9 protein-coding genes are annotated in these 6,644 nt (G+C 43.0%); 6 read left to right on the top strand and 3 right to left on the bottom strand.

Translation table 11 applies throughout. From position 1 onward, the window contains the following. The first annotated feature begins 321 nt into the window (after window positions 1-321). The 6 genes from P8O70_20580 (at window position 322) to folE (ending at window position 4,386) form a co-directional block, all read left to right on the top strand. Entirely contained in the window at window positions 322-1,362 is a 1,041-nt protein-coding gene (locus tag P8O70_20580; protein MDG2199237.1) for a glycosyltransferase, read from the top strand. Between the two features lie 21 nt (window positions 1,363-1,383). Beyond that, window positions 1,384-1,728: a hypothetical protein gene (locus P8O70_20575; protein ID MDG2199236.1), complete on the top strand. Its 345-nt coding sequence runs from the start codon at window positions 1,384-1,386 to the stop codon at window positions 1,726-1,728. Between the two features lie 79 nt (window positions 1,729-1,807). Continuing rightward, window positions 1,808-2,350 carry a hypothetical protein gene (locus P8O70_20570; protein MDG2199235.1) on the top strand — a complete coding sequence of 181 codons (543 nt, stop codon included), beginning with the start codon at window positions 1,808-1,810 and terminating at the stop codon, window positions 2,348-2,350. Between the two features lie 89 nt (window positions 2,351-2,439). Further along, on the top strand, window positions 2,440-3,042 hold the full coding sequence (locus tag P8O70_20565) for an ATP-dependent Clp protease proteolytic subunit (protein ID MDG2199234.1): 603 nt from the start codon (window positions 2,440-2,442) through the stop codon (window positions 3,040-3,042). 185 nt (window positions 3,043-3,227) lie between these two features. Next, window positions 3,228-3,680 (top strand): 6-carboxytetrahydropterin synthase, encoded by a 453-nt coding sequence (locus P8O70_20560; GenBank protein MDG2199233.1) that lies wholly within the window; start codon window positions 3,228-3,230, stop codon window positions 3,678-3,680. 10 nt (window positions 3,681-3,690) lie between these two features. Continuing rightward, the gene (gene folE / locus P8O70_20555; GenBank protein ID MDG2199232.1) at window positions 3,691-4,386 is read left to right on the top strand and encodes a GTP cyclohydrolase I FolE; all 696 of its coding nucleotides are present in this window, start codon (window positions 3,691-3,693) and stop codon (window positions 4,384-4,386) included. A gap of 46 nt (window positions 4,387-4,432) precedes the next feature. On the opposite strand, the gene P8O70_20550 is transcribed toward folE, so the two are convergent. The 3 genes from P8O70_20550 to P8O70_20540 all read right to left on the bottom strand — a co-directional run. Then, window positions 4,433-5,005: a tyrosine-type recombinase/integrase gene (locus P8O70_20550; GenBank protein MDG2199231.1), complete on the bottom strand. Its 573-nt coding sequence runs from the start codon at window positions 5,003-5,005 to the stop codon at window positions 4,433-4,435. A gap of 22 nt (window positions 5,006-5,027) precedes the next feature. Continuing rightward, the gene (locus P8O70_20545; protein MDG2199230.1) at window positions 5,028-5,597 is read right to left on the bottom strand and encodes a hypothetical protein; all 570 of its coding nucleotides are present in this window, start codon (window positions 5,595-5,597) and stop codon (window positions 5,028-5,030) included. A gap of 9 nt (window positions 5,598-5,606) precedes the next feature. Then, on the bottom strand, window positions 5,607-6,644 hold a 1,038-nt coding region (locus tag P8O70_20540), incomplete at its 5' end, for an SUMF1/EgtB/PvdO family nonheme iron enzyme (protein ID MDG2199229.1).

Raw genomic sequence — 6,644 nt, 5'->3', positions numbered from 1 at the left:
ATCACGCAGGATCTGTCCCTTCTGAGAATCATACTGATTTTCAGAAGTTATCCCCTAAAAACAAGACGATCATCAGAAATCTCGCTGCAATTTTACGAGTTGCTGATACTCTTGATCGTGAACACAAATAGCCCATTCATTCAGTGATGGTTCGTTTGGAATCAAGTCGTGTGCTTCTAATTCCAAACGGAGATCATGATCAATTGCTTGCAAAATGGGCAGTAAACAATAAAGAATCTATATTTGAAGAACAGTTTCAACGGCAGTTGGAATTGCAAAAGAATTTAATTCCTAAACACATCCCTTTGAGAGTCAATTGAATTGACTGACGGCCCACTTGTATCGATTTTGATGCCAGTCCATAATGATGCTGCCTATTTGGACGAATGCATTCAAAGCACGATCAACCAGGAATATTCTAATTGGGAATATTGTATTGTTGATGACGGATCGACTGATAGTAGCTCTTGGAAATTAGAAAAATGGAGCAGAATAGATAAGCGAATACATATTATTTCAAATTCTCATCAAGGGATAGTTCCAAGCTTGAACGCTGCAGCAAAATTGGCAAGTGGATCAATCATCGCCAGAATGGATGCAGACGATATCATGCACCCCAAACGACTTCTCAAGCAGGTAAGCTATTTGAGTAATAATTCAGAAGTTGGTTTGATTGGCTCTTGTTTTCGGCATTTTTCAGATACCAAAAGGGAATCTATACCAAAATGGATTCTTCATCATGAGGGTTGGAGTAATCGACTTCTCAGTTCAGATGATATTCATACTGCCCTTTTTGCAGAATCGCCTATCGCTCACCCCACTTTTTGTATGCGAAAGGAAGTCTTTTATAAATTGGGTGGATATAATGACAGCCCCTGGGCTGAAGATTATGATTTTCTTCATCGAGCCAGAATCCAAGGTGTCATATTAGGTAAGGTTGCATTTACCCTTGTAGACAAAAGATTCAATAATGAATGTATTTCCAACTATGAACCACAATATCGCCAAACTGCTAATATGCAGGCCAAGGTTTATTTTGGTAATTTGAAGCAAATTTTCAACGGACGGGACCTCTGGGTTGTTGGTAGTGGAGGTAGTGCTAAGTCCCTACTGAAAGCACTTCAGAAATTTGAAATACCTGTAGAAGGGATCATTGACAATAAAATCCATCAAGGTACACCAAGAAAATTAATGGGGAACTCAGTCAGTGGAATCTCCAAGCCTGAGAATGAAAAAGCATGGGAAAAATTTAAGAACAAGCGACTGCTACTTGCTATTGGTGGCGAAAAAGGGCAGCAATTGGTAAATCAATTTAATTCTTGGGGATGGAAACAGCCGGAGGATTTTGTAAAGCTGGTTTGAAAACATTCAGCGGAGGAGATTATGTTTGATCAATTGCTCGTAGGCTTGGGAGTCTTGTGGGGGCTGGCTTGGCTACTTATCTATGTTCAGAGACGCTTTAGCAAGCCACAGGACGACACCAGATCCTGTGAACATTTATTGCAATTCCTGCTAGAAAATCGTGCGAGGTTCCCAAATCTACTGACTAGTAACATCAATCCATTGATGGAGCAGTTCCGAAAAGAATTCAGAGGCGTTCCTGCTGAAAAAATACGTCCCTCTGACTTTCACACTTTTGCAGCTCAAATTGAAGTCAAGTTAGAGCAGGCTGGAGCCGTCAAACAAAATCAATCTGGTCAAAAACAAATCTCAGAGCAAGAATTATAGCTCCTTAGATTATTACAGAATTTTTCTCTACTAAACTAATCATCACCATTAATGATGTTTTGAAAAGAATCCTAATTTAATGAAAACGATTCTTCTTTCCCTAGTTATCTTCTTGGCCTTCTTTAGTGTTGAAGAAAGAACGTACGCTAGTGACTGCCCAAAGATGGAGTTGCCAACAAGTTTTCTAGGGATCTTTCTGACGACCACGATGCTTCCAATTGGGACAACCATTGCCGCCGGACGCAGCAGCAACACTAGTGGTTGTGGAAGTTCTGAACCTTCAGATAGTTTTTATCGGCCCAAAGCAGCTAGACTGAAGTTATTTTTTGAGGAAGCTGGTGAATCCTTGGCCGAAGAAATAGCCACAGGTGAGGTGGGTCCTTATCTACAAGTGATCACACATCTTTCAGAATGTAGAGAAGAAGGGAGTCCGTTTATTTTAAATCATCTTAGAATCCAGTACTCAAAATACTTCAACCAAAACTTCCAACCTGAGAAGATAGCTCAGGCTGTCTATGAACTCTCAGAATCTCCCTCCATGCGCCAATTCTGCCAAGCTGAACAAAAGCTTGCTTTCTTAAGTCCCACAGAACAGCTACAATTTCAAAATTCTTATCGTTAGAATCAACCTTGATTCAAATCATTTCAACCCAACTGTGCTGGTGAATTATGCCCACTTTTGACCAACTGACTTCCACACAAATATCTGTGATGGCTGAAGAGAAAAAAGAAGATTCGCCTGAAATGCACGGGCTTGCTGTGAAGATGCTACAAGCTCGTACTCTTGTTATTTCGCAGGGAGTCACTTCTGAATTGACTCAGCGAATCCTTACACAACTGGTACTTTTGGAGCAAGACGACCCAGAGGCCCCTATTACACTATTCATCAATTCTCCTGGTGGTGAGGTTTTTTCTGGGTTTGCAATCTTTGATATGCTTCGCTTTCTCTCCTGTCCAGTAACCACAATTGTAGGTGGTTTTGCTGCAAGCATGGGTTCAATCCTCAGCTTAGCTGCCAATCCTGGGCGCAGATTTGCCTTTCCCAATGCGAAAATCATGATTCACCAACCCCTTCTTATGGGCTATCAAGGACGCGCTACAGAATGTCAGATCCAGGCGAGAGAGATTCTCAAAACAAGAGATCGGATCATTGAAATCTATTGTGTGCAAACTGGCAAAGACTACGAGACGATTAAGCAAGCTATCGATCGGGACAATTGGATGGTTGCAGAAGAGGCGTTAGAATTTGGACTTTTAGATAAGATCATCAAATCCAGAATGGAGCTTAACGAATTACTGAAAAGTCTCTCATGAAAAAAGAATAATCTTGAAAAGTAATCTTCTAAAACATGAGAATAATCTTCTAAAGATGATTTTTGAATCAGACTAAGTTCACAGAAACTCCAAAATAACTGAGTTTCTGATTATCTTAGCCTTGGCATGTTCTTGGAAGAAATTGATTTTTTTAGGTCATCTTTTTCTGAGATTTTTAAGGAAATATGAGCAAATATCGTTACACCTGCACTAAACAATACTTCAACTTGCCATGCGCTCACCGACAGCATGCCCACCAAGGGCACTGTAGCCACATACATGGTTATTCAAGAAGCTTTAAATTTTACTTTGCTTGTAAAGAATTAGACGCTAATCACTTCGTTTTTGACTTCGGAGAATTGAAAGAACTTAAGGAACATCTCGAGTATATGTGTGATCACACTTTGTTGATCAACGAACAAGATCCCTATTTAGAAATGTTCCAGGACATGCACGAGAAGGGGCTTTGTAATTTGCGGGTTGTTGAGAACTGTGGTGCAGAGGGAATGGCGCGATATTTTCTCGACTTCGCAGATAAACTAGTGAGGCGGAAATCAGATAGTCGGGCATGGTGCTATAAAGTCATTCAATGGGAGAACGACAAAAACTCCGGGACCGCTAAATTCATTTCCAATTGAAGGTAATTAAATGTCGAGACTTCCAGAAGAATTGAATCGCTCCTTTGAAGAATTTGAAAGCTTAGGCGATTGCCACCACAGCACTAGCCTAGAAACCCCGATGCGGGCTGATGCCTGGGAGTTGAGTTCCGAGACCAAAATTCAGCGGATCGAGGAGCATTTCCGGGAAATTATGCAGACATTGGGATTAGACCTTACTGATGATAGCTTGCAGGGGACACCTAGGCGAGTTGCAAAAATGCTTGTCAGTGAGATATTTAGTGGTCTGAATCCAGAGAAAAAACCTGAAATCCGGCTTTTTCAGAACACCTACCGGTATCAAAACATTTTACTTGAAAAGAGTATTTCCTTTCGTTCGTTTTGCGAGCACCACTTCTTACCAGTTATTGGGGAAGCCCATGTGGCTTACATTCCCAAGAATGGTGTGATCGGTTTGTCAAAAATCAATCGCATCGTGGATTACTATGCAAAGCGTCCTCAAGTACAAGAACGACTCACCCGGCAGATTGCAGAAGAACTTGAGCAGGCCTTGGGAACCCCAGATGTTGCAGTCTTACTGGATGCCAAGCATTTCTGTGTAATGATGAGAGGAATTGAAGACCAAACATCTTCGACAACTACTGCCGAATATCGTGGATGCTTTCAGGAAGCTGAACGTAAAAACGAATTCTTGCGTTACATCTATTCCAAAAATCTACCTACCTGATTGACCTGATAGATAGTTGCAGTAACAAGCTGCTGCATCTGATTCCTCAATTCACTGAATGCGAAGGTAATTCGCTAAAGTGTCGCTGGAAATAGCTTCGAGTGGTCGACACATCTCTGTGCCCCAGATTCTCCTGTAAGATTTCCCAATCTTTACGGGATCTTGGGCGTAACTGATGGTAGCGATTCATCGCATAGGTCATGCGAATGTGTTCCGAAGTGACCGTAATACCTGTCTGTACGCTTAGCTCTCGGAAGAAGAGGCTGACCGTACTTCCAAGCATTCGACGACCTGTTTTCTGGAAGACCCAGCGAGAAGGAGATCGTAGATCTAGTAAAATTCCCAGTAAGATTTCATCAATGGGAATTCTTCGACATTTTGGATCACGATAGTAAGGTTGGCGGGGATCTGGAACGATGATCTCCCTATTAAGCCACAAGTCAACATCATGCCAAGTCAGAGCAAGGATCTCCCCACGGCGCATTCCTGTCAACAAAGCAAATCTAAGATAATATTCGAACCAGGGATCACGATTGTGGATGGCTTCACAGAGTTCTTCAATCTCTGCACAAGATAGAATACGGAACCCAGTTGGGGAGAGGGGGCTGGTCACGTCCATGTGTCCTACAAAATTAAGAAATTTAAAATTCTAGACCAACTCCAGCTGACAAAGCAGGCACTGTCCCATTGATCTCCTGATTGGGATGGCCCTGCTGTCCTGAAACCGCAAATTCATAGAAACGAAAACTGGGCTTGAGGAAGAAGTACGTGACACGTTCCTGCACTACGAAATAATGGCTCAGTTCTGTATGAATCTGTCCACCCGTTGTTTCTCGTGGCTTTAGGTACTTATAATTTTGCGGATGAAATATACCGGTACCTAGTTCTGCACCTACAGCAAGTTGTATTGGGGCCTGCGGAACGGTTGTCGTGTAATCCAGACCAACACTCATCGTCTGGATAAAATAATTGTTCGCTTCGTATTCTCTGTACGTGACAGAGTGCCTCCATGGGGAACGATTCAGGTAAGTTCCATGAACTCCCAGACCGAAACCATAGGCTCCACTGATAGCTTTGCTCTCAATTCCTTTGGACCCTTCGATGGTATCCGAAATCGCATAATACCCGTAATCAGCAGTTGCCGAATAATTCCCGAGGTCAGGATTCGCAAAAATAAACGCACTACCCAGCAGTAAGATCAAACTGAACATCCGTAACTCCTAAAGGTCGTTGGCACATCGAAAGCCAACATCGGGCCATGCTAAATTGGGCCGGGTATACCCTCGATAAAAGCCCGCTGCCTCAAAGGAGCCAAACGCCCAGGAAGAACCTCGAACGACACGCTCCATACTATTGCTGTCTGAGATTCTCTCTGCTCGTCCACCTGGCCGATAAGCATCCGAAACATACTCTCTTACGTTTCCTGCAAGATGGCGGATTCCTTCAGGAGTCTGATCTCTGTTTACACTCTCCACATTCACACTACTATCGATTCTGCTTTCACGTGTCACAGAGAAGTTTGAACTGAAACTTGGTCCCCAAGGATATTTTCGTCCTTGAGTTCCGCGGGCAGCTCTCTCCCACTCTGCTTCTGTTGGAAGACGCTTGCCTAGAAATCGACAGTACATTCGCGCATCTTCCCAGCTGATGCCGACAACTGGCAGCTCTGCGTTTTCTGGAAGCATCATCCCCTGTGTCCAACTTACTGGACGCCGATGATTGTTTGCTTCAACGAAGGCAAAGTAATCACCATTGCTCACCTCTGTTTGATCAATTTGAAAGGGACGTACCCGCATCAAACGTCGATTGGAGTTGGCGTAAAGGGGATCATCCGTGCCCATTAAAAACATTCCCCCTGGAATGGCAATCATCCCATTTCCCTTATTGCGCTCCAATCTCTCCTGGATCTTTCTCGAAAATGGGTTGGAAATGGTGACACTTCCTTCATCGTTTTCACGAAATTTCAGCAGATCTGCCCAGGTGATCACTCCACTGAAGATATTCATCATTTTCATGGAAGCAACGAATTCACCGTCCACACGCCTGGAAATATTCCCATATAAAAAGGCATCAACTCCATAGAGTTCTCCCAGTCGACGTGCCTGGTTTTCATCAATGTAGATCTCTTGATTAAGCTTCTGTTCGTTGTAGATCAATTGCAGATTTTCACGATCAACTAACTTGAAGCTTTTATCATTCGCAATTGCCACAGTTAGATAATCGATGATTTCTTCTGATGACAGCGGTGCGGGTGCCTC

The organism is SAR324 cluster bacterium (assembly GCA_029245725.1).
Taxonomy (GTDB): domain Bacteria; phylum SAR324; class SAR324; order SAR324; family NAC60-12; genus JCVI-SCAAA005.
The sequence above is the reverse complement of the archived record's forward strand: the minus strand, read 5'-3'. Positions and strand labels throughout refer to the sequence as shown.